18 protein-coding genes are annotated in these 22343 nt (G+C 55.0%); 9 read left to right on the top strand and 9 right to left on the bottom strand.

The genetic code is table 11. The features are described 5' to 3' along the window. Positions 1-66 precede the first annotated feature (66 nt). Entirely contained in the window at positions 67-624 is a 558-nt protein-coding gene (locus ACFK9X_RS01345; protein ID WP_001245277.1) for a DcrB family lipoprotein, read from the top strand. A 3-nt stretch (positions 625-627) separates the two neighbouring features. Here ACFK9X_RS01345 and ACFK9X_RS01340 read toward each other — a convergent pair whose 3' ends face one another. After that, entirely contained in the window at positions 628-1887 is a 1260-nt protein-coding gene (locus ACFK9X_RS01340) for an MFS transporter (protein ID WP_151115318.1), read from the bottom strand. An 89-nt stretch (positions 1888-1976) separates the two neighbouring features. Between ACFK9X_RS01340 and ACFK9X_RS01335 the strand changes: the two genes are divergently transcribed. The 3 genes from ACFK9X_RS01335 to nikR all read left to right on the top strand — a co-directional run bounded on the left by ACFK9X_RS01335 (position 1977) and on the right by nikR (position 4149). Next, entirely contained in the window at positions 1977-3026 is a 1050-nt protein-coding gene (locus ACFK9X_RS01335; RefSeq protein ID WP_151115316.1) for an AI-2E family transporter, read from the top strand. Between the two features lie 51 nt (positions 3027-3077). Next, the gene (acpT, locus tag ACFK9X_RS01330; RefSeq protein WP_151115314.1) at positions 3078-3656 is read left to right on the top strand and encodes a 4'-phosphopantetheinyl transferase AcpT; all 579 of its coding nucleotides are present in this window, start codon (positions 3078-3080) and stop codon (positions 3654-3656) included. A 91-nt stretch (positions 3657-3747) separates the two neighbouring features. Further along, a complete protein-coding gene (nikR, locus tag ACFK9X_RS01325) occupies positions 3748-4149 on the top strand; it encodes a nickel-responsive transcriptional regulator NikR (protein ID WP_001190057.1) in 402 nt (133 codons plus the stop codon). A gap of 88 nt (positions 4150-4237) precedes the next feature. Here the strand turns inward: nikR and ACFK9X_RS01320 are convergent, their stop codons facing one another. The 4 genes from ACFK9X_RS01320 to ACFK9X_RS01305 all read right to left on the bottom strand — a co-directional run bounded on the left by ACFK9X_RS01320 (position 4238) and on the right by ACFK9X_RS01305 (position 10669). Further along, positions 4238-5362, bottom strand: a complete 1125-nt coding sequence (locus ACFK9X_RS01320) for an ABC transporter permease (protein ID WP_151115312.1) — start codon at positions 5360-5362, stop codon at positions 4238-4240. After that, positions 5362-8103, bottom strand: a complete 2742-nt coding sequence (gene rbbA, locus ACFK9X_RS01315) for a ribosome-associated ATPase/putative transporter RbbA (RefSeq protein WP_151115310.1) — start codon at positions 8101-8103, stop codon at positions 5362-5364. Before rbbA ends, ACFK9X_RS01320 begins: the two co-directional genes overlap by 1 nt. Then, positions 8100-9167: an HlyD family secretion protein gene (locus tag ACFK9X_RS01310; protein WP_000359836.1), complete on the bottom strand. Its 1068-nt coding sequence runs from the start codon at positions 9165-9167 to the stop codon at positions 8100-8102. The genes rbbA and ACFK9X_RS01310 overlap by 4 nt, the downstream gene beginning before the upstream one ends. A 305-nt stretch (positions 9168-9472) precedes the next feature. Continuing rightward, complete coding sequence (locus ACFK9X_RS01305) at positions 9473-10669, bottom strand: NAD(P)/FAD-dependent oxidoreductase (RefSeq protein ID WP_151115308.1); 1197 nt, start codon at positions 10667-10669, stop codon at positions 9473-9475. 230 nt (positions 10670-10899) lie between these two features. On the opposite strand from ACFK9X_RS01305, the gene pitA reads away from it, so the two are divergent. Next, positions 10900-12396, top strand: a complete 1497-nt coding sequence (gene pitA, locus ACFK9X_RS01300; protein WP_000902764.1) for an inorganic phosphate transporter PitA — start codon at positions 10900-10902, stop codon at positions 12394-12396. Positions 12397-12516: 120 nt separating this feature from the next. Here the strand turns inward: pitA and uspB are convergent, their stop codons facing one another. Continuing rightward, positions 12517-12852 carry a universal stress protein UspB gene (gene uspB, locus ACFK9X_RS01295; RefSeq protein WP_000626193.1) on the bottom strand — a complete coding sequence of 112 codons (336 nt, stop codon included), beginning with the start codon at positions 12850-12852 and terminating at the stop codon, positions 12517-12519. A gap of 387 nt (positions 12853-13239) precedes the next feature. Here uspB and uspA point away from each other — a divergent pair, with 387 nt between their 5' ends. Together uspA and dtpB are read left to right on the top strand one after the other, a co-directional pair. Then, a complete protein-coding gene (gene uspA / locus ACFK9X_RS01290) occupies positions 13240-13674 on the top strand; it encodes a universal stress protein UspA (RefSeq protein ID WP_000323565.1) in 435 nt (144 codons plus the stop codon). Between the two features lie 324 nt (positions 13675-13998). Further along, on the top strand, positions 13999-15471 hold the full coding sequence (gene dtpB / locus ACFK9X_RS01285; protein ID WP_151115306.1) for a dipeptide/tripeptide permease DtpB: 1473 nt from the start codon (positions 13999-14001) through the stop codon (positions 15469-15471). A gap of 91 nt (positions 15472-15562) precedes the next feature. On the opposite strand, the gene rsmJ is transcribed toward dtpB, so the two are convergent. From rsmJ to ACFK9X_RS01270, 3 genes are all read right to left on the bottom strand, one after another. After that, complete coding sequence (gene rsmJ, locus ACFK9X_RS01280) at positions 15563-16321, bottom strand: 16S rRNA (guanine(1516)-N(2))-methyltransferase RsmJ (RefSeq protein ID WP_001165127.1); 759 nt, start codon at positions 16319-16321, stop codon at positions 15563-15565. A gap of 6 nt (positions 16322-16327) precedes the next feature. After that, on the bottom strand, positions 16328-18370 hold the full coding sequence (gene prlC, locus ACFK9X_RS01275; protein ID WP_000184180.1) for an oligopeptidase A: 2043 nt from the start codon (positions 18368-18370) through the stop codon (positions 16328-16330). Positions 18371-18551: 181 nt separating this feature from the next. Beyond that, positions 18552-19823 carry a phosphatase PAP2 family protein gene (locus tag ACFK9X_RS01270; RefSeq protein WP_151115304.1) on the bottom strand — a complete coding sequence of 424 codons (1272 nt, stop codon included), beginning with the start codon at positions 19821-19823 and terminating at the stop codon, positions 18552-18554. A 210-nt stretch (positions 19824-20033) separates the two neighbouring features. Between ACFK9X_RS01270 and ACFK9X_RS01265 the strand changes: the two genes are divergently transcribed. Beyond that, a complete protein-coding gene (locus ACFK9X_RS01265; RefSeq protein WP_000954233.1) occupies positions 20034-20876 on the top strand; it encodes a 23S rRNA (adenine(2030)-N(6))-methyltransferase RlmJ in 843 nt (280 codons plus the stop codon). 104 nt (positions 20877-20980) lie between these two features. Further along, positions 20981-22333 (top strand): glutathione-disulfide reductase, encoded by a 1353-nt coding sequence (gene gorA / locus ACFK9X_RS01260; protein WP_000160773.1) that lies wholly within the window; start codon positions 20981-20983, stop codon positions 22331-22333. The last annotated feature ends 10 nt before the right edge of the window (positions 22334-22343 follow it).

Genomic DNA, 22343 nt, shown 5'->3' with positions numbered 1-22343 from the left:
GTTTTCCGAGTTGTGATAAGATGAGCGAATGAGCCGTTATGGCCGTTTATCGAAAGGAAGAAGTCAATGCGCAATTTGGTTAAATATGCCGGTATTGGCCTGCTGGTTATGGGGCTTGCGGCCTGTGATAACAACGATACAAAAGCGTCGGCAGAAAGCGCCGCCGCGGAAAGCCAGGCATCCGGTCAGCCCATCAGCCTGATGGATGGCAAACTCAGTTTCTCGCTGCCGGCGGATATGACCGATCAAAGCGGTAAGCTGGGCACCCAGGCGAATAATATGCACGTTTATTCTGACCCGACGGGCCAGAAAGCGGTGATTGTTATCGTCGGCGATAATACCGATGAAGCGTTGCCGGTGCTGGCAAACCGCCTGCTTGAGCAACAGCGTAGCCGCGACCCGCAGCTTCAGGTCGTCACCAATAAGTCTATTGAGCTCAAAGGCCATACGTTGCAACAACTGGACAGCATTATCTCCGCGAAGGGACAGACGGCGTATTCTTCCATCGTGCTGGGCAAAGTGGATAACCAATTGCTGACGATTCAGGTCACGCTGCCTGCGGACAATCAGCAAAAAGCGCAAACCACGGCTGAAAACATCATCAATACGTTGGTTATTAAGTAACCTTTACGACGATGATGCGGCCTCCGGCAGTGCAGACGGAGGCCGTTTTTTTAAGCGCCAGGTCAGCAATAGCGCCATCGCTACCAGCCCGGCCGCCGCCAGATAAATCACCGGCACGCCCGCCCAGGTCATCACCAGCCCCGCCAGCGGCCCGGTACCCCCCAAAGACATATCCATAAAGACGGTATAGGTCGCCAGCGCCGCGCCCTGGTTCTGCGGCGGCACGGCTTTGACGGCCACCACGCCCAGCGCCGGAAAGACCAGCGAAAACCCCATCCCCGTGAGTAAAACGCCGATTTTTGCCATCCACGGCATGGCTGCTGTCCCCACCAGTAACAGACCAATAATCTCCACGCCAAAGCAGATCATGGCGACATTCAACCCGCCTAAACGATTGATGCCGTTAGGGAACAGCAAACGCGTGCCGACAAACGCGACGCTAAATAACGTAAGCGCAAAGGCGGCGCCATCCCAACCTTTAGCATCATAAAATAAGGTAATAAACGTCGCGATGACGCCAAACCCTGCCGAGGCCAGCGCCAACGCCATACCATACAGCCAGACACGCCCCAGCACCGCGCGAAACGGCAGCGGCTTGCCTTTGTTCGCCTTCACCGACGGACGTGGAAGGGCTAACAGTATCGCCAACAGCGCCACGCCCATCACCGTTAGCGCCAGTCCCTGTAACCCGCCCCAGGCATAACACAGCACGCCCAGCGGCGCGCCCATCGCCATTGCGCCGTAGGTGACGATACCGTTCCAGGAGATAACCCGACCAATATGCAACGACCCGACGACGCCGATGCCCCACAGTGTTGAACCGGTGCCAGCAAAACTTTGCCCAATCCCTAAAATCACGCGACCCAGCCCCAGTAGCAACAAACTGATCATCGGCCAGGCGCTGGCGATATCCGCCAGCAGGTAGCCGAGTCCGCTTAAAAAACAGCCGCATAAGCCAAAGACAACGATTTTTTTCGGCCCTAATACATCCGCATACCGCCCGTCATGGGGACGGCTTAACAGAGTGGCGAAGTATTGCAGGCTGATAATAAGCCCCGCCCAGAACGCGCTGAATCCCATCGCATCATGCACATAGCCGGGCAAGACGGCGAGCGGCAGGCCGATGGTCAGGTAGCTGGCAAAGTTAAACATCACAATGGAGACAATACGCAGATTGAGGCGCAATCCGTTTAGCGCCGGTTCAGCGACGGGTTCGGGCATGAGTATCACCGCATTTTTACAACATGTTTTCTTTTCTATCATGGCGCGCGGTGAAAATCAGTAGTGAGATTCAGATTATCGGTATCAGGGCAGCCGCTACACTTAGAAAAAAACACAACAAGGAAAACTTCATGGCAACCGCTCAACCCGACAAAACGGGTATGCATATTCTGCTGAAACTGGCCTCCCTGGTTATTATTCTCGCCGGGATTCATGCCGCGGCGGATATTATTGTACAACTCTTGCTGGCGCTCTTTTTCGCCATCGTTCTTAACCCATTAGTGACCTGGTTTATTCGTCGGGGCGTGAAGCGACCGCTGGCGATTACTATCGTGGTGGTTGTCATGCTGATCGTGCTTACCGCGCTGGTGGGTGTGCTTGCCGCATCGCTTAATGAATTTATCGCTATGCTGCCTAAATACAGCAAGGAGCTGACTCGTAAAGTCTTACACCTTCAGGAGTTAATGCCCTTCCTGAATTTACATATGTCGCCGGAACGTATGCTCCGCGGGATGGATTCCGATAAAATCATGCTCTTCACCACAACATTAATGACCGGCGTATCGGGCGCGATGGCAAGCATTGTGCTGCTGGTGATGACCGTGGTTTTTATGCTGTTTGAGGTGCGTCACGTGCCTTATAAATTACGTTTCGCGCTAAACAATCCACAAATTCATATTGCCGGCCTGCACCGCGCCCTGAAAGGCGTCTCGCATTATCTGGCGCTGAAAACGCTGCTCAGTTTATGGACGGGCGCGATTATCTGGCTGGGGCTGGCGTTAATGGGTATTCAGTTTGCGCTAATGTGGGGCGTACTGGCTTTTTTGCTCAATTACGTTCCTAATATCGGCTCGGTGATTTCCGCCGTTCCCCCCATGATTCAGGCGCTGTTATTTAACGGTTTTTACGAGTGCGTACTGGTCGGCGCGCTCTTTTTGGTGGTCCATATGGTGATTGGCAACATTATGGAGCCACGCACGATGGGCCATCGTCTGGGGATGTCCACGCTGGTGGTATTTCTTTCGTTACTGGTCTGGGGATGGCTATTAGGCCCGGTCGGGATGCTCTTGTCCGTTCCTTTGACCAGCGTCTGCAAAATCTGGATGGAAACCACTAAAGGCGGCAGCAAACTGGCGATCTTACTGGGGCCAGGCCGACCGAAAAGCCGTTTACCGGGATGAGGCGACAGATGCTACAATCTCCTCTTCTTCATAGGCAACGTTGGTCCTGATATGTACCAGATCGTTCTGGGAAAAGTGTCAACATTAAGCGCAGGTCAATTGCCCGACGCGTTAATCGCTCAGGCGCCGCAGGGCGTTCGCCGGGCAAGCTGGCTGGCCGGGCGCGTGCTGCTTTCCCGTGCGTTCTCGCCGCTACCGGAGATGGTGTATGGCGAACAGGGTAAACCGGCTTTTTCCGCCGGAACGCCGCTGTGGTTTAACCTCAGCCATAGCGGCGACACTATTGCTCTGTTGCTTAGCGACGAAGGTGAAGTCGGCTGCGATATTGAAGTGATCCGCCCGCGCGATAACTGGCGTTCGCTGGCAAATGCGGTATTCAGCCTCGGCGAACATGCTGAAATGGAAGCGGAACGTCCGGAGCGACAACTGGCGGCCTTCTGGCGTATCTGGACGCGTAAAGAAGCCATCGTAAAACAACGCGGCGGCAGCGCCTGGCAAATCGTCAGCGTGGACAGCACGTTGCCCTCTGCCTTGTCGGTCAGCCAGTGTCAGCTCGATACGCTCAGTCTGGCAGTCTGTACCCCCACACCGTTTACGCTGACGCCGCAGACGATAACGAAAGCGCTATGACACATTAATTTTTCCCTCTGGCGGCGGACGTGTGTTACAAAATGCGGAGCTTCCCATGCGCCGACGCGCCATACCAAAAGGTTTAAGTCAGATGCAACGTGTCACCATCACCCTCGATGACGATTTACTGGAAACGCTGGACAGCCTGAGCCAGCGACGCGGCTATAACAATCGCTCCGAAGCGATCCGTGATATTTTGCGCGGCGCTCTGGCGCAGGAGGCCACCCAGGAACACGGTACACAGGGTTTCGCGGTACTTTCATATGTTTATGAACATGAGAAACGGGATTTAGCCAGCCGCATCGTCTCCACCCAGCATCATCATCATGATTTATCCGTCGCCACGCTGCACGTCCATATCAACCACGATGACTGTCTGGAGATCGCCGTTCTGAAGGGCGATATGGGCGACGTACAGCATTTTGCCGATGATGTTATCGCCCAGCGCGGCGTGCGCCACGGCCACTTGCAGTGTTTGCCGAAAGAAGACTAACGCCGGGGGCGCTTCGCTTGCCCGGCCTACGTTCGCACGTCGTCGTTTGTAGGCCGGATGAGGCGCAGCCGCCATCCGGCAATAATGTTTACGCCATTGTGCCAATCGTTTTTCTGAAGCGTAACAGCGCTATCAGGAAGAACACGCCGCCTATCGCCAGCAGGGTCAGGAACTGCGGCCAGACGATACTCAAACCTGCGCCGCGATAAAGAATAGCCTGGGCAAGGCTGACAAAATGCGTCGTCGGCATGGTCAGCATAATATCCTGCACCGCCTGCGGCATACTTTCGCGCGGCGTGGAACCGCCGGAAAGCATTTGTAGCGGCAACAGCACCAGAATCATTAATAACCCCAGTTGCGGCATCGAACGGGCGATGGTGCCCATAAAAATCCCAATTGAAGTGGTGGCGAACAGGCTCAGCGCTACGCCCAACATAAACAATGGGATCGATCCTTCAATCGGTACACCAAGTACGCCTTTCACCATCAGCATCAAAGACAAACCGGAAACCATCAGCACAACCAGCCCCATCGACCATACTTTTGCCATCATGATCTCAAAGGGCGTGACCGGCATCACCAACAGATGCTCTACCGTGCCGTGTTCTCGCTCGCGGATCAGCGCCGATCCGGTCAGCACTATCGCCAGCATGGTAATGTTGTTGATAATCGCCATCACGCCGCCAAACCACGCCGGGTCCAGATTCGGGTTAAAGCGCATCCGAATCTCCAGCGACACCGGCTGAACGTTATCTCCTCGCGCGCGCGCCACAAAGCTGTTGACCTCGCCGCTAATAATATTCTGGATATAACTGTTGCCGGTAAACGCCTGGCTCATGCGCGTCGCATCGACGTTAATCTGAATATCAGGCTGACGTCCGACCAGCACATCACGCTGGAAATTCGGCGGAATATTGACCGCAAAGGTATAGCGTCCGGCATCCAGTCCGGCATCCATTTCCGTTGCCGTAATCATCTCCGGCGGCAGAAACCACGGGCGGTAAAAACTATTCACAATACGGTTCGACAACTGAGACTGATCCATATCGGCGATGGCGATAGGGGCAAGATGCAACGAACCGGGCAGGACGGTAGCGGAGGAGTAAACCGAAATCGTAAAGGCGAAGACGATCAGCGCCAGCATCGCTTTGTCGCCCAGCAGACTGCTCAGTTCTTTAACGCCGAGGTTATAAATATTACGTAATCCGCGCATTACCCCTCCTGTTTTTTCAGCAGCAGAATGCTCAGACCCATCACCACCGGGACGGCAATCAGTAACGGCATAAATAACGGCCAGAGATCGGACAGATCCAACGCTTTGGAAAACGTCCCGCGCGCGATCGTCAGAAAATGACTGGTCGGGTAGATCTCGCCGATCCATCTTCCCGGTCCTTCCAGCGAAGCCACCGGATCGATCATGCCGGAAAATTGTGTTGCCGGAATGAGGGTAATAATCGACGTCCCAAAAATAGCGGCGATTTGGCTCTTCATAAACGTGGAGATCAGCAGCCCCAGACCGGTGGCGATGATGACATAAAGCAGCGCCGCGAGGGTAAGCGTGAGAAAGCTGCCTTTCAGCGGCACGCCGAACACAAAGACCGACAGCGCGCACAGTAGCAAGAAGTTCAGCATACCCAGCGCGATATACGGCAGTTGTTTACCCAGCAAAAATTCGCTGCGCGTCGTCGGCGTTACGTACAGATTAATCATCGACCCCAGCTCTTTCTCCCGCACCACGCTCAGGGCGCTAAGCATTGACGGGATCATCATGAGCAGCAGCGGAATGACCGCCGGAACGATAGCGGGCAGACTTTTCACATCCGGGTTATAACGATAGCGCGTTTCAATGTTGAGCAGCCCGGTCTGTTTAACCGGGTTCGGCTGACGACTTGCCGCCTCCTGCAGCCAGCTTTGGTGCATCGCCTGAACGTACCCCTTCACCGTCTCGGCGCGGCTGGGCATGGCGCCATCCACCCAGACGCCAATCTGCGCTGGCGTACCGCGAGCAATATCGCGGCCAAAATTAGGCGGGATCTCAATGGCAACCGCCAACTCTCCCGAACGCATCCGCCGGTCAAGCTCGTCATAGCTGGCGAGCGGCGGCTGTTCGATAAAATAGCGCGATCCCGCCAGATTGAGCGACCATGCCTGGCTGCTGACGGTTTGATCGCGGTCGAGGACGGCAAAACGCAGGTTCTCCACGTCCATACTGATGCCATAGCCCATAATCAGCATCAGAATTACCGTTCCCAGCAGCGCCAGCGTCGAGCGTACCGGATCGCGGCGTAGCTCCAGCGCTTCGCGGCGACTGTAGCTGAACAAACGCCGGAAGCTCAATCCCTGCCGCGACGGTTTACCTGACGCGGCAGGCGTCTGGGATGGCGGTATTGGGGTTTCAGGCGCCGCTCCCGCAGCTTCCTGTAGCCAGGAGATAAACGCCGCTTCCAGATTGGCCGCGCCCCGCTGTTGCACCAATTCCTGCGGCGTACCGCTGGCGAGCACTTTACCGGCGTGCATCAATGACATTCGGTCGCAACGTTCCGCTTCGTTCATAAAATGGGTCGAGATAAAAATCGTCACCTTATCCTGACGCGAAAGATCGACCATAAGCTGCCAGAACATATCCCTGGCGACCGGATCAACGCCGGACGTTGGCTCATCAAGAATCAGCATTTCCGGGCGATGGATCACCGCTACCGCCAGCGATAAACGCTGGCGGATACCGAGCGGCAACGAAGCGGGGAGCGTATCTTCCACCTCCGTTAGCATAAAGCGTTCGATCATCTGCGCGACGCGCGCCGGGATCTCCGCTGGCGGAATATGAAACAGGCGGGCATGAAGTTCCAGATTCTGCCGCACGGTGAGTTCGTTATAGAGCGAAAAAGCCTGCGACATATACCCGACCCGGCGACGAGTATCGATGTCGTTCGGGTCTACCGGCTGGCCAAATAGCCAGGCCTGGCCTTCGCTGGCGGGAAGCAGACCGGTCAGCATTTTCATGGTGGTCGATTTGCCGCAACCGTTTGAACCGAGGAAGCCAAAAATCTCGCCGCGCGGAATGCGGAAATTAACATGGTCAACCGCGACGAACTTACCGAAGCGCATGGTCAGATCTTTCGCCTCAATGGCCATCTCTTCCTGATCAGCGTGATACGGCGGGATCACCACTGGCTTATGCGCCTGGCGCTGCGCTTCTGGCAACAGGGCGATAAATGCCTGTTCCAGCGTCGCGCTATGGGTTTTTGCCCGCAGTTGCTGCGCGCTGCCGGTTGCCAGTATCTCGCCCGCATTCATCGCCACCAGCCAGTCAAAACGCTCCGCCTCTTCCATATAGGCCGTTGCGACCAACACGCTCATATTGGTCTGCCGTTGGCGGATACTGTCGATTAAGTCCCAGAACTGAGCGCGGGAGAGCGGGTCCACGCCGGTGGTAGGCTCATCAAGAATCAGCAATTCCGGGTCATGAATCAGCGCACAGCACAGCCCCAGCTTTTGTTTCATCCCACCGGACAGCTTCCCGGCAGGACGATCACGAAACGGCGCCAGGCCGGTGCTGTTCAGCAGCTCGGTAATACGCGCTTCGCGTTCAGCTTTGTCATGACCAAAGAGACGAGCGAAAAAATCGACGTTCTCATAAACCGATAGCGTGTGATAAAGGTTTTTCCCCAGCCCCTGCGGCATCCAGGCGATGCGCGGACAGACGTCGCGGCGATGTTTCGCATCGCGCATATCGCCGCCCAGGACGATAACGTTCCCTTGCTCAATCACCCGCGCGCCAGAAATCAGCGACAGCAGGCTCGACTTACCCACCCCGTCCGGACCAATCAGCCCGACCATACTACGGGCGGGAATGTCCAGCGTGATATTGTTCAGCGCGACCGTTTTTCCGTAATGCTGGCTCACCCCCTCAAGCTGCGCCACGGGAGGAACAGGCACCAGCTTCAGCGACGTCATTGCGACAGCCTCACGCTTAGAGCGTCAGGCCAGGGCACGCGCTCATCCAGACGAACCCAGGCCATTCCCGGCAAACCGGTTTTGACATATTCCAGATGCTGTCGCAGTAGCTCTGGCGGAATACGCGCTTTGACACGGAACATCAGCTTCAGCCGTTCATCGTGGGTTTCCACGGTTTTGGGTGTGAACTGCGCCACGCTGGCGACAAAACTGATCGTCGCCGGAATACGCAGATCCGGCGCGGCGTCCAGCACCAGTCGCGCTTCGCCGCCGATCTTCAACAACCCCGCCTGTTCGGTCGGCAGGAAAAATGTCATATAAACATCGCTGAGATCGACCATGTTCAACACCCGGCCGCCAGCCGATAACACTTCGCCCGGCTCCGCAACGCGGTACTGCACGCGTCCATCGCGCGGCGCTTTTAATTCGCTGTCGTCGATGTCGGCGACAATACGCCGCTCGGTCGCCTGCGCCGCTTCCACGCGCGTTTGCGCCTGGATAATACTGGTACGCGCCGCCTCAATCGCCGCTTTTGCCGCAGATACCTGCGCTTTGGCGGTCTCCAGGGCGGCGCGCGCGCTTTCCGCCGCCGCGCGATCGTCATCTAACTGTTGTACAGATACCGCGCCACGCTGCGACAGCGAACGGGAACGCACGTGACGTTTAGAGACGGAGTCCAGCTCAGCTTCCCGCTGTTTGACGACCGACTGCGCGGCGCGCATTTCACTCTGGCGTTGCTCCAGCAAGGCACGGGCGGCGGCAACCGCGCTTTCGGCCTCTTTAATCTGCGCAATCGCCTCCAGCCGCTGCTCCTGCAGCACGCGGGTATCCATTTTCGCCAGCACCTCGCCCTGACGAACGAACTGCCCTTCCGAAACGAGGATGGTATCAATACGCCCGGCAATCTTAGTGGCAATATCCACTTCGGTGGCTTCAATTCTGCCGTTGCTGGCGGCAAACCCCTCCGGTATTCCCGCAGGGCGCAGCATCCACCAGGCTATCGCGGCCACCGCCACAAGAATCCCCGCTCCCCACCACACCAGATGACGCTTCATTTTGTCCATAATCGACCCGCCGTAATCCCTGTTGTCTAACCATGCGTGTCACAAAGTCCGCCGGGCGTGCGCTCAGCGGGGGTTTCCATTCGGGATAAGAATGAAAAAAGAAAAGGGGCCAGACGACGAACAGACGCCGATGAAGCGCTCGCCGTCAAAGGGAGTGAATGATGTAGGTACCCGGAAAAGAGGGAGTAATGTTGTCATCATCAGCGTTCCTGGCCGTAAATGAAACACGCATACTCATAACTGCTATAAATCGATACTAACACCTCTGTCCGGGATGTCTATTCGCTTATTGTTTGTAATGGTACTTAGCGTTTTGCCGCCAAATCCTGCGCACAGGCCCAGGCGCTCGACCACGCCCACTGGAAGTTATAGCCGCCCAACCAGCCGGTGACGTCCATCACTTCGCCGATAAAATAGAGGCCCGGCACGCGGCGCGCTTCCATAGTCCGCGATGATAGTTCGTTTGTATCCACGCCGCCCAGCGTCACTTCCGCTGTCCGATAGCCTTCGGTGCCGTTAGGCTGCACTTGCCAGGCCGTAAGCGTGTCAACCAACGCCTGCTGGTCACGAACGTTCAACTGTCTGAGCGATACATCCGGGATGTGCCCCAACTGTTGTAAACACTCCACCAACCGTTTCGGCAGATGCATCGCCAGCGTGTTCTTCAGACTCTGGTTCGGGTGCGCGTTACGCTGTTCATTGAGAACGTCTTCCAGCGAGAGGTCCGGCAATAAGTTAATGCTCACTAACTCTCCCGGTTGCCAGTAGCTGGAAATCTGTAAAACAGCGGGGCCGGACAGCCCACGATGGGTAAAAAGTAGGTTTTCCCGAAATACCGTGCCATTGCGGGCGGTAATCACGCAGGGCACAGAGACGCCAGACAGCGTCTGGATCTGTTCTAACAGCGGCTTATGTAGCGTAAAGGGCACCAGCCCGGCGCGCGTCGGCAACACCTTGAGACCAAACTGTTCGGCGATTTTATAGCCAAACGGCGATGCGCCAAGCCCCGGCATCGACAGGCCGCCGCTGGCAATCACCAGCTTTTGCGTAGTCACCGTCTCGCCGTTCAACGCCAGTACGAAACCCGACTCATCACGCTCGACGCTCAATACCTCGCTACGCAGGCGCATCGTTACGCCGCCTTTGTCGCACTCGGCAACCAGCATATCGACAATGCGTTGGGCGGAATCATCGCAAAAAAGCTGTCCCAGCGTTTTCTCATGCCAGGCTATCCCATACCTGCCGACCAGATCGATAAAGTCCCACTGGGTATAGCGGGCTAACGCTGATTTACAAAAATGGGGGTTCTGGCTCAAATACGCAGCAGGCTCAACATAAAGATTAGTAAAGTTGCAGCGTCCACCGCCGGACATGAGGATTTTACGTCCTGGCTTCTTGCCATTATCGATGAGCAGCACGCGGCTACCCGCCTGTCCTGCCTGCGCGGCGCAAAACATGCCCGCTGCGCCAGCGCCTATAATAACGGCATCAAACCTTTCCACGTCGCCTTCCTCTCTCAAATTCGGGCGGGAATTGTAAAGTTTCCTCAGTGGTCGCACCAGCGCGAAAAGCGCCTGAAAATGGTATTTATCTGAAATATATAAGATAATTCTTTAGTGATATCAAACAAAGCACGAAGTACATCAAAAAAAGTCTATATTTCACTTTGCCCGCGCCGCCAAAGTCACTGATAATGCGCCGCGTTCATGTCCTCAAAATGGCGTAACGTCCTATGCTACATTTGTTTGCTGGCCTGGATTTACATACCGGGCTTTTATTATTGCTTGCTCTGGCTTTTGTGCTGTTCTACGAAGCGATTAACGGTTTCCATGACACAGCCAATGCAGTCGCAACCGTGATTTACACCCGTGCGATGCGTTCGCAGCTGGCGGTTGTCATGGCGGCGGTGTTTAACTTTTTTGGCGTTTTGCTGGGGGGTCTCAGCGTGGCGTATGCCATTGTGCATATGCTACCAACGGATCTCCTGCTCAACATGGGTTCCGCGCACGGCCTCGCTATGGTCTTTTCCATGTTGCTGGCGGCGATTATCTGGAACCTCGGCACCTGGTATTTCGGGTTGCCGGCGTCCAGTTCCCACACGCTGATTGGCGCCATTATCGGCATCGGTTTAACCAATGCGATGATGACCGGCACGTCAGTGGTGGATGCGCTTAACATCCCGAAAGTTATCAATATTTTCGGTTCACTCATTATCTCCCCTATTGTCGGTCTGGTATTCGCCGGCGGTCTGATTTTCTTGCTGCGCCGCTACTGGAGCGGTACTAAGAAACGCGCCCGTATCCACCTGACGCCAGCCGAACGTGAAAAGAAAGACGGCAAGAAAAAGCCGCCGTTCTGGACGCGTATCGCGCTGATCCTCTCAGCTATCGGCGTGGCGTTTTCGCATGGCGCGAACGATGGTCAGAAAGGCATTGGCCTGGTCATGCTGGTGCTGATTGGCGTCGCGCCTGCGGGTTTCGTGGTCAATATGAATGCCTCCAGCTACGAAATCACCCGTACGCGCGATGCTATCAACAATGTCGAAACGTACTTTGAGCAGCGTCCTGACCTGCTGAAAGCCGTCACCGGCGTTGACCAACTGATTCCGTCTCCGGAACCGGGCGCGACTGAACCGACTGAATTCCACTGCCATCCGGCTAACACCATTAACGCGCTTAACCGTGCGAAAGGGATGCTGGCAAACGTGGAAAGCTACGACAAGTTAAGCGTTGAACAGCGTAGTCAGTTGCGTCGCATTATGCTGTGCATTTCCGACACGACCGATAAAGTCGTGAAATTGCCTGGCGTAAGCAGCGATGACCAGCGCCTGCTGAAAAAGCTGAAGACCGATATGTTAAGCACCATTGAGTATGCGCCAGTGTGGATCATTATGGCAGTGGCGTTGGCGCTGGGTATTGGTACGATGATCGGCTGGCGTCGCGTGGCGACCACTATCGGCGAGAAAATTGGTAAAAAAGGCATGACGTATGCGCAGGGAATGTCGGCACAGATGACGGCGGCAGTCTCTATCGGTCTTGCCAGCTACACCGGTATGCCAGTTTCTACCACTCACGTACTCTCCTCTTCAGTGGCGGGAACCATGGTCGTTGATGGCGGCGGGTTGCAGCGTAAAACCGTGACCAGCATTCTGATGGCCTGGGTATTTACGTTACCGGCGGCGATTATTCTTTCCGGCGTGCTGTACTGGCTCTCCCTGAAGATTATTTAAGCCAAATGGGCCGGATAGCGCTGTCGCTAATCCGGCCTGTCAGGATGAAGCAACACAGGCCTGTCATCCGGGAGGCTTATCTAATACGAGCGGGTCAGGAAACTGGCCCGCTTTTTTTATTCAGTGCCAAATCATGAGCGCAATCAAGCTCACCACCACTAAACCGCATAACGCGCTGGTCAGCAGAAACTGGCGGCGCACGCGTTCACAACGGCGAATAAATTCTTCATCATGATGATCGCGATAGCGCTGAGCGTAGATATACCATACCAGGCGCACCTGTTTGTTGGGCTGACCATGCGTGGTAAAGAAGCCGCCGCCATCGACATATTGATAGAGCAAAGGATCGCAACCACGAAGTACCACTAACAGTGCGCGTAGCGATGAGAAATAGCGCGCCATATTAACAATGCAAACGACACATAAAGCCCAGAATAGTGAGACGGTGCTTATCATATCTCCTCCCCGGCGACCCGCCCACGGAGTTCCTCTCCGGGACTACCGCTCCCCGATACCCTGCCAGACAATCAGTGAAAGAGTACTACGAAAGCCGTCCATATTAGCGCTCCGCATTCGAACGGCTCTTATACACATTGTAGGAGATCAGTTAATTTTTTTACCAGAAGGTTAATCACTATCAATGCAATTCCCTGAAAATTTTGTTTAACTAACTGGCAAGCAAGGCAGATTGACGGATTATCCTGGTCGCTATAATGTAAGGATAGTTATGGTAAACGGCTGAGCTAGCCCCGCGCATAGAGTTCGCAGGACGCGGGTGACGCGGCGGCATAAGAAACGCCAGTAGCTCAATGGTCATCGACAACTTATGGAAGGAGTAACACTATGGCTTATAAACACATTCTTATCGCAGTTGATCTCTCCCCGGAAAGTAAAGTTCTGGTTGAAAAAGCGGTCTCTATGGCGCGCCCCTACAACGCGAAAATCTCCCTCATCCACGTTGATGTGAACTATTCTGACCTGTACACCGGTCTGATTGACGTCAATCTGGGCGATATGCAGAAACGTATCTCCGAAGAAACCCACCACGCGCTGACCGAGCTGTCTACCAACGCTGGCTACCCTATCACTGAAACCCTGAGCGGTAGCGGCGATTTGGGCCAGGTGCTGGTTGACGCCATCAAGAAATACGATATGGATCTGGTCGTTTGCGGTCATCACCAGGACTTCTGGAGCAAACTGATGTCTTCTGCGCGCCAGCTGATCAACACCGTTCACGTTGACATGCTGATTGTGCCGCTGCGCGACGAAGAAGAGTAATGCTTGCCGTGCCGGCTGGCGGCTAAGACCGCATCTGGTCTATAGTCAATCAGGTTGGCCTGAACCATCAGGCAAATTCCGGCTATCAACAACAACGCCCGCTTATGTGGGCGTTTTGTTTATCCCCCCTTCTTCGCAGTACTCAGTACATCATTCCAGCACACCAAACATAATTAGTGTGATCCATTAATTAGTTTGCATATCATTTGTATAATAACCTATTGATCAGGCTAATAACCGCAGTCTATATCAGGGTAAGTCTTTTCGGCGCGTTTTGATATACGCGCTCATACGTTTCGGGATGGCATTAAAAGGCGAAGGAATATGAATACAACTGCACCTACGGGCTTGCTGCAGCAACCTCGTCCATTCTTCATGATCTTTTTTGTAGAATTATGGGAACGATTTGGCTATTACGGCGTCCAGGGCATCCTGGCGGTCTTTTTCGTTAAACAATTGGGTTTTTCTCAGGAACAGGCCTTTATTACCTTTGGCGCTTTTGCGGCGCTGGTTTATGGCCTGATCTCCATCGGCGGCTATGTTGGCGACCATCTGTTAGGGACTAAACGCACCCTGGTCCTGGGCGCAATTGTGCTGGCGATTGGCTATTTTATGACCGGCATGTCGCTATTAAATCCCGATCTGATTTTTATCGCACTGGGTACGATTGCCGTGGGCAACGGGTTATTTAAAGCCAATCCCGCCAGCCTGCTCTCTAAATGCTATCAGCCTAAAGATCCCCGGCTGGATGGCGCTTTCACCCTGTTTTATATGTCGATTAACATCGGTTCTTTGTTATCGCTATCGCTGGCGCCGGTGATTGCCGATAAATTTGGCTATGCGGTGACCTATAATCTGTGCGGCGCTGGTTTAATTGTTGCGCTTCTGGTGTACTTCGCCTGCCGTGGCATGGTGAAAAATATCGGTTCTGAACCGGATCATAAACCGCTACGTTTTCGCAATTTTCTGCTGGTACTACTCGGCACCGTCGTCATGATTTTCCTCTGCGCCTGGCTGATGCACAACGTTAAGATTGCCAATCTGGTGCTCATCGTCCTTTCTATCGTCGTCACTATTTTCTTCTTTCGCGAAGCGTTTCGTCTGGATAAAACCGGCCGCAATAAAATGTTCGTGGCGTTTATTCTGATGATTGAAGCCGTGCTGTTTTACATTCTGTATGCGCAGATGCCTACCTCGCTGAACTTCTTTGCGATTAATAACGTGCATCATGAAATTCTTGGATTCGCCATTAACCCGGTGAGTTTTCAGGCGCTGAACCCATTCTGGGTGGTCGTCGCCAGTCCGGTACTGGCAGCGATTTACACCCGGCTGGGTAGCAAAGGCAAAGATCTGACTATGCCGATGAAGTTTACGCTCGGCATGTTCCTCTGCGCGCTGGGTTTTCTGACCGCCGCCGCCGCCGGGATGTGGTTTGCCGATGCGCAAGGACTGACGTCGCCGTGGTTTATCGTGCTGGTGTATCTGTTCCAGAGTCTGGGCGAGTTGCTGATTAGCGCGCTGGGACTGGCAATGGTCGCCGCTCTGGTGCCGCAGCATCTGATGGGCTTTATTCTGGGAATGTGGTTCCTGACCCAGGCTGCCGCCTTCCTGCTCGGCGGTTATGTGGCGACCTTCACTGCCGTACCGGAAAACATCACCGATCCGTTACAGACGCTGCCAATTTATACCGGCGTCTTTAGCAAAATTGGTCTGGTAACGCTGGCGGTCACCGTGGTGATGGCCATTATGGTGCCGTGGTTAAACCGAATGATTAATACGCCAGGTACCGAACAGTAATACTCAGTGCCGGATACGGCTTACGCCTTATCCGGCCTACAAATAATTGAGAATCGTAGGCCCGATAAGCGTAGCGCCATCGGGCAATCCGTTACTCCGTCAGAGGGGTTCCGGCATAAATATCAAACCGATGCCCTTTGGTAACGATGGCGTTGGGCGTCGCGACATCCGCCAGCGGCGGCGCATAATCGGGACGTTTGACCACCACGCGTTTGGTCGCCAACTGACGCGCCGGTTCCAGCAGTCCGTCGGCGTCTAAATCCGGCCCCACCAACGACTGAAACACCCGCATCTCTTTCTTCACCAGCGCGCTTTTCTGCCGGTGAGGAAACATCGGATCGAGGTAGACCACCTGCGGGCGCGGCGTGATATCAGTCAACGCCGTCAGGCTGGAAGCATGAATCAACTGCAAACGCTCCTGAAGCCAGCCGCCAATGTCCGCATCGGCATAGCCGCGCGTCAGACCGTCATCGAGCAGCGCGGCAACCACCGGGTTACGCTCCAGCATCCGCACGCGGCAGCCGACGGACGCCAGCACAAACGCATCGCGCCCCAGTCCGGCCGTGGCATCAACCACATCCGGCAGATAATCGCCTTTGATACCAACGGCTTTCGCCACCGCTTCGCCGCGCCCGCCGCCGAACTTACGTCGATGGGCCATCGCGCCGCCGACAAAATCGACGAAAATGCCGCCGAGCTTCGGTTCGTCGCGCTTGCGCAGCTCCAGATGTTGCGGCGTCAATACCAGCGCCATCGGGTTGTCTTCGTCATGCTCCAGTCCCCAGCGGGCAGCCAGAACAGATAAGGCGCCGTCTGTGGCGCCCGTTTCATCCATTAAGCAGATTTGCACGTAAAATCAGCCTTTAATCCCGTAATGCTCCAGCATCGCGTCCAGTTGTGGTTCACGGCCACGGAAGCGTTTAAAGAGTTCCATCGGCTCTTCAGAACCACCGCGAGTCAGGATGTTATCAAGGAACGACTGACCGGTCTCACGGTTGAAAATGCCTTCCTCCTCAAAGCGGGAATAAGCGTCCGCCGCCAGTACGTCGGCCCACAGATAGCTGTAGTAGCCTGCCGCATAGCCGCCAGCAAAGATATGGCTGAACGCATGTGGGAAACGGCCCCATGTCGGTGACGGCACCACGGCGACCTGTTTTTTGATTTCAAAGAGCGTCTCAAGAATTTTCGCTCCTTGCTGCGGATTAAATTCCGCATGCAGACGGAAATCAAACAGACCGAACTCCAGCTGACGCAGAATAAACAGCGCCGCCTGATAGTTTTTCGCCGCCAGCATTTTATCCAGCAGTTCCTTCGGCAACGGCTCGCCGGTTTCATAGTGGCCGGAAATAAACGCCAGCGCTTCCGGCTCCCAGCACCAGTTTTCCATAAACTGACTTGGCAGTTCGACCGCGTCCCACGGCACCCCGCTGATGCCGGAGACCCCGGCGGTCTCAATGCGGGTCAGCATATGATGCAGGCCATGACCAAACTCGTGGAACAGGGTGATCACTTCGTCATGGGTAAACAGAGCGGGTTTACCGTTCACCGGACGGTTGAAATTACAGGTCAGATAAGCGACCGGCTTTTGCAATGTGCCGTCCGCTTTACGCATCTGGCCGACACAGTCGTCCATCCACGCCCCGCCGCGTTTGTGTTCGCGCGCGTACAGGTCAAGGTAGAAGCTGCCGCGCAGCTCGTTATTTTCGTCATACAGTTCAAAGAAACGCACTTCCGGGTGCCAGACATCAACGTCAGTACGCTCTTTGGCAGTGATGCCGTAAATACGTTTCACCACTTCAAACAGGCCATTCACGGCTTTGTTTTCCGGGAAGTACGGACGTAGCTGCTCATCGCTGATGCTGTACAGGTGCTGTTTTTGCTTTTCACTGTAGTACGCGATATCCCACGATTGCAGTTCCTCAACGCCAAATTCGGCTTTGGCGAAGGCGCGCAGCTGGGCCAGCTCTTTTTCCCCCTGCGGACGGGCGCGTTTCGCCAGATCGGTTAAGAAATCGAGCACCTGCTGCGGATTTTCCGCCATTTTGGTGGCCAGCGATTCATGGGCATAATTTTCGAAGCCCAGCAGTTGCGCCAGTTCATGGCGCAGCGCAAGAATTTCTTCCATCACCGGGCTGTTATCCCACTTACCGGCGTTCGGCCCCTGGTCGGAGGCGCGAGTGGAATAGGCGCGATACATCTCTTCGCGCAACGCCTGGTTGTCGCAGTAGGTCATGACCGGCAGATAGCTCGGGATATCCAGAGTCAGCAGGTAACCTTCCTGCTCTTTGGCTTCCGCCTGGGCCTTCGCTGCCGCCAGAGCGCTTTCCGGCATTCCCGCCAGCTCGGCTTCGTCGGTGATGAGCTTCGTCCAGCCCATGGTGGCATCGAGCACATTATTGCTGTACTGGTTGCCCAGCTCAGACAGGCGAGTGGCGATTTCGCCGTAACGCTGCTGTTTCTCTTTCGGCAGACCAATGCCGGACAGTTCAAAATCACGCAGCGCGTTATCAACCGCTTTCTTCTGCGCGGTATTCAGCGTGGCGTAATGATCGCCGTCGCGCAGGTCGCGGTACGCGTTGTACAGTCCTTCATGCTGGCCAACCCAGGTGCTGTATTCCGACAGCAGCGGCAGCGTCTGTTCGTAGGCTTCACGCAGCTCCGGACTATTTTTCACCGAGTTTAAGTGGCTAATTGGCGAGAAAATACGCCCCAGAACATCGTCGGCTTCCGCCAACGGCTGGCAGAGGTTTTCCCAGCTATACGGCGCGCCATGCGCCACAACGCCTTCTACCGCCGCCCGGCAATCGGCCAACGCTTTGGTGACCGCAGGCACCACATGCTCCGGTTTAATTGCAGAAAAAGGCGGCAGTGAAAAAGACGTTAGTAATGGATTGGTCATATGCGCAGTCCTGTAGAAGAAGGTGAGTGGAGCGCGCTTTTGGCGCTCTCGCGATGAGATCTAGAATGGGGGATAGTAAGGGGAATTTCAATGATGGACAGCGTACAGACGTGGGTATCGCTGCAATAAGCCGCCCCTTTAACATCATCCCGGCTTACGTTTTATAAGCCGGGTGACAACGTCAGCGCGTTTTTCTCGCCATCTCGTAAGCAGCGGACAGATCCAGACGCTGCCAGAACTGTTGATCCTCGGTCTCGCCCGACAACGGATATCCTGCCGGTAACGCCGTCTCTTCCATTAACGCCTGACGCTGCGCTGGCGACAGGTTCGGCAGCGCTGTCTGTAGCAGAACATCGGCGCCTTTTGGTATTTTCAACGGCTGATGCTCGCCTTTCTGTTGCGGCAGGTTATAAGTCATGGTGAAGCGGTAGAAAGTATGCATGGCCGGATCGCGGTACGGATCGTCTTTTCCAGTCGATGCCGCGCATTCGACAATCGTCGTACCGCACTCTTTCACCAGCGCCTCGCGCAGTTGAGCGCGAGCTTCGTTGAATAACGTACGGTAATACGGATCGTTAAGATAATGCGCGACATTACGCTGCGCGACCATCCGCGCGCCCATCACATCCAGCGGATAGTGTACGCCAAGGACCAGGCGAGAATAGCCATAACGCGCGCCACGAATCACCAGCGCATCAAAGCGTTCCGGGATCATTTCCGCCATTAACAGCGCATCCGTATAACCGGTATTCGTGTGTCCGCTGGGGAAAGCACCGCCACCCGCGGTATAAGGATGACCATCTTTTACCACCACATCATCCGGCGTCAGATGGATAGTATTACCCGGCACCTGGAAAGGACGCGGGTAATGAAAATATTTTTTCGCCGCGCCGGTGCTGACTTCCGAGGCTTTAATCAACGCCGCCGCTTTGCCCAACTCACCTTTATCATAAGCGGCGAGAAATGCCCGCCCCAGCCGCGGCCCCATTGCGTCGCTCAGGAAATAGAGATACTCCACGCTTTCCGCATCCGCCAGCGCCTGGTGACGGGTATTAACATCGGCATCGTGATTAATCGCCGTCACCGTCGCCAGATTGTCTTTCAATACTGCTTCCGGCAATGTATTGAAGGCGGAAAGTAGGGTAATTCCCATCTGTTGATTCTCAGTAGTATGAAAATCATAACCGCTAGCCTGTAACCAGGCATTATCCGCCTGGATGGAATTCTGTCGCATCTGAGCCAGGGCGTCGCGAGTCAACGCGGCGGTATCGCCTTGTAATGCCTTACGCAACTGTGTCAGCCATTGAGCCTCAAGGTCATTAAAGGCGACGCTCGCCGAGTCGGGCGTCACGCTTTTCGCTATCGACTCCGCCTGGGACAGGGGAATATCTTTCGCCAGTGCCGGCATCGCCAGCGCCAGAGATGACGCCAGTACAGTAATGTGTAGTTTCATTATGGTTCCTTTCATTAAAAATAACGCCAGGTCAAAACCACTACCTTGCCCACAGGCGATGCTGGCCTGCGCAGTTGACGGTTTGATGATACGAACACGTCTTGCAATACTTTCACAACGCGCGAAACAACATGGCGGTACTGGGGTAATCTCTACGGATCTGCGGTAAACTATCGGCTAACTTGTTTACTTCCCGGAATATCTGCATCCATGCTCAGTTATCGTCACAGCTTTCACGCTGGCAACCACGCCGACGTCCTTAAACATACCGTTCAGAGCCTGATCATCGAGTCGCTAAAAGAGAAAGAAAAACCGTTTCTCTATCTGGACACGCACGCGGGCGCGGGGCGTTATCAATTGGGCAGCGAACATGCTGAACGTACCGGAGAGTATCTGGAAGGCATCGCCCGTATCTGGCAGCAGGACGATCTGCCCGCCGAACTGGAACCGTATATTAGCGTCGTAAAACATTTCAACCGCAGCGGGCAGTTACGCTACTATCCGGGCTCCCCGTTAATCGCCCGCCAGTTGCTGCGTGAGCAGGACAGTCTGCAACTCACGGAATTGCATCCCAGCGACTTCCCACTGTTGCGCGCGGAGTTTCAAAAAGACAACCGCGCCCGCGTGGAACGCGCTGACGGCTATCAGCAACTGAAAGCCAAATTACCGCCGGTTTCCCGCCGCGGTCTGATCCTCATTGACCCGCCTTATGAAATGAAAACCGACTACCAGGCGGTAGTCAGCGGCATCAGCGAGGGTTATAAACGTTTCGCCACCGGGACATACGCGCTATGGTATCCGGTGGTGCTCCGCCAGCAAATTAAGCGCATGATTCATGATCTGGAGGCCACCGGCATCCGTAAAATCCTGCAAATTGAGCTGGCGATCCGCCCGGACAGCGATCAGCGCGGGATGACGGCGTCCGGTATGATCGTGGTTAACCCGCCGTGGAAACTGGAGCAGCAGATGAACAACGTGCTACCGTGGCTGCACAGCAGGTTGGCGCCAAACGGTCACGGACACACTTCGGTAAGCTGGATCGTGCCGGAGTAATCACAGCCATCGGTGGAACCTTTCACCTTCAGGTATACAATCGCGAATATTTTGGCGGGTAGCGCAGAATCTATCCGTCCGACAACGAACATAAAGGAGCGGTCATGACCAAACACTATGATTACATCGCTATCGGCGGCGGCAGCGGCGGTATCGCCTCGATTAACCGCGCCGCTATGTACGGCCAGAAATGCGCGCTCATCGAAGCCAAAGAGCTGGGCGGTACCTGTGTTAACGTGGGCTGCGTGCCGAAGAAAGTGATGTGGCATGCCGCGCAGATTCGTGAAGCGATTCATCTGTATGGCCCGGACTACGGTTTTGACACCACGATTAATCAGTTCGACTGGAGCAAGCTGATTGCCAGCCGTACCGCGTATATTGACCGCATCCATACTTCATACGACAACGTGCTGGGCAAAAATAACGTGGATGTGATTAAAGGCTTTGCCCGCTTTGTCGATGCCAAAACCATTGAAGTGAACGGCGAAACCATCACCGCCGACCATATTTTGATCGCTACCGGCGGCCGTCCGAGCCATCCTGAGATTCCAGGCGTGGAATACGGCATTGATTCCGACGGTTTCTTTGCGCTGTCTGCCTTGCCGGAACGCGTCGCGGTGGTAGGCGCAGGTTATATCGCCGTTGAACTGGCTGGCGTTATCAACGCGCTGGGGGCGAAAACGCATCTGTTTGTCCGGAAACATGCGCCGCTGCGCAGTTTTGACCCGATGATTAGCGAAACGCTGGTTGAGGTGATGAACGCCGAAGGCCCGCAACTGCATACTCACGCCGTGCCGAAAGCGGTGGTGAAAAACGCCGACGGCAGTCTGACTTTGGAACTGGAAGATGGCCGTAGTGAAACCGTTGATTGCCTGATCTGGGCCATTGGTCGCGAACCGTCGACCGACAATATTAATCTGGCGGCAGCGGGCGTGAAAACCAATGAAAAAGGTTACATCATTGTCGATAAATTCCAGAATACCAACGTTGAAGGCATTTACGCCGTTGGCGACAATACTGGCGCGGTAGAACTAACGCCAGTCGCCGTCGCCGCCGGTCGCCGTCTCTCCGAACGCCTGTTTAACAACAAGCCGGACGAGCATCTGGACTACAGCAACATCCCGACCGTGGTCTTTAGCCATCCGCCTATCGGCACTGTCGGGTTAAGCGAGCCGCAGGCGCGCGAGCAGTACGGCGACGAGCAGGTGAAAGTCTATAAATCATCGTTTACCGCTATGTATACCGCGGTGACGACGCACCGCCAGCCGTGCCGTATGAAGTTGGTCTGCGTCGGGCCGGAAGAAAAAATTGTGGGTATCCACGGTATCGGCTTCGGCATGGATGAAATGTTGCAGGGCTTCGCAGTGGCGCTGAAGATGGGCGCTACCAAGAAAGACTTCGATAATACCGTCGCTATTCACCCGACCGCATCGGAAGAGTTTGTGACCATGCGTTAATATCTTGTGC

The organism is Salmonella sp. WC3 (genome assembly GCF_042932255.1).
Lineage (GTDB): Bacteria > Pseudomonadota > Gammaproteobacteria > Enterobacterales > Enterobacteriaceae > Salmonella > Salmonella enterica.
Note: the sequence above shows the minus strand (reverse complement) of the source record. Positions and strands in the feature narration are given on the sequence as shown.